Annotated in this window: 1 protein-coding gene; it reads left to right on the forward strand. The window is 36.9% G+C overall.

Annotated elements, in window-relative coordinates:
* Positions 1 to 241: ribosomal protein S18-alanine N-acetyltransferase (gene rimI, locus EOC06_RS39305; protein WP_128310209.1), on the forward strand; the 241-nt coding region annotated here is incomplete at both ends.

Genomic DNA, 241 nt, shown 5'->3' on the forward strand with positions numbered 1-241 from the left:
GTTGGTTGGTTATATTGGAGCATGGATTGTTATAGATGAGGTTCATATAACTAATATTGCCATATTGCCTGATTTCCGGGGGCAAAAGCTTGGAGAAAAACTATTAAGAGCAATGATGGAAGAAGCGAAAAAGCAGGAAGCTAAGTCTATGACATTGGAAGTAAGGGTGACAAATATAGTTGCTCAAAACTTGTACAAAAAGCTTGGTTTCCAAAGCGGTGCTATCAGAAAGAATTATTAT

Origin of the sequence: Mesorhizobium sp. M7A.F.Ca.MR.362.00.0.0, assembly GCF_004023175.1 — a bacterium.
In the GTDB taxonomy this organism is placed as follows: domain Bacteria; phylum Pseudomonadota; class Alphaproteobacteria; order Rhizobiales; family Rhizobiaceae; genus Mesorhizobium.